The 1,145-nt window shown below is 71.1% G+C and carries 1 protein-coding gene; it reads right to left on the bottom strand.

What is annotated here, in order from left to right:
- Positions 1-1,145 (bottom strand): aldehyde dehydrogenase family protein (locus tag RTM68_RS18900; RefSeq protein ID WP_312173876.1); only part of this gene is annotated, 1,145 nt, incomplete at both ends.

The raw sequence follows: 1,145 nt of genomic DNA, 5'->3' as shown, positions 1-1,145 counted from the left end.
GCCTTGGCTCCGGCGCCGACCGCCGAACGCTTCCATCCGCCGAACGGCTGGCGCTGCACGATGGCACCGGTGATACCGCGGTTGACGTAGAGGTTGCCGGCTTCGACGCGGTCGAGCCAGGTCGCGACCTCGGCGGAGTCGAGCGAGTGGATGCCGGCGGTGAGGCCGTAGTCCACGGCGTTCTGCAGGCGGATCGCCTCGTCGAGGTCCTTCGCATGCATGATGCCGAGCACGGGCCCGAAGAACTCGGTGAGGTGGGTGGTCGATCCGGGTGCCACGCCGACCTTGACGCCGGGCGTCCACTGGCGTCCCTCGTCGTCGAGCTTCTTCGGCTCGACGAGCCAGCGCTCGCCCCGGTCGAGGGTCGTGAGCGCGGTGAGCAGCTTGCCGTTCGCCGGCTCGATGATCGGTCCCATCTGCGTCGCCGGGTCGTCGGGCAGCCCGACGCGCATCGAGGTGACGGCGTCGACCAGCTGACGCTCGAACCGCTTCGAGTCGGCGACGGATCCGACGAGGATCGCGAGGGATGCCGCCGAGCACTTCTGGCCCGCGTGGCCGAAGGCGCTGCGCGCCACGTCCGCCGCCGCGAGGTCGAGATCGGCCGACGGCGTGACGATGATCGCGTTCTTGCCGCTCGTCTCGGCGAGCAGCGGCAGGTCCGAGCGGAACGAGCGGAACAACTGCGCGGTCTCGTAGGCGCCGGTGAGGATCACCCGGTCGACCTCGGGGCTCGCGACCAGACGCGTGCCGAGGTCGCGGTTCGCGAGGTCGACGAGCGCGAGCAGATCGCGCGGAACCCCCGCCGCCCACAGCGCCTCGACCATCACCGCGCCGCAGCGCTGCGTGAGCTTGGCCGGCTTGATGATGACGCCGGATCCCGAGGCGAGGCCCGCGAGCACGCCACCGGCGGGGATCGCGACCGGGAAGTTCCACGGCGGCGTGACCACGGTCACCTTCGAGGGCACGAACTCCGCCCCCACGATGTGCTCGAGGTCGAGCGCACGCTCGGCGTAGTAGTGCGCGAAATCGATCGCCTCGCTGACCTCGGGGTCGGCCTCGGCGATCGTCTTGCCCGCCTCGTGGGCCATGATCTCGATCAGCTGCCCGCGACGCGCGGCGAGCTCGTCGCCGGCGCGGTGCAGCAC

It is taken from the genome of Microbacterium sp. (genome assembly GCF_031988965.1).
Taxonomy (GTDB): Bacteria; Actinomycetota; Actinomycetes; order Actinomycetales; family Microbacteriaceae; genus Microbacterium.
The sequence above is the reverse complement of the archived record's forward strand: the minus strand, read 5'-3'. Positions and strand labels throughout refer to the sequence as shown.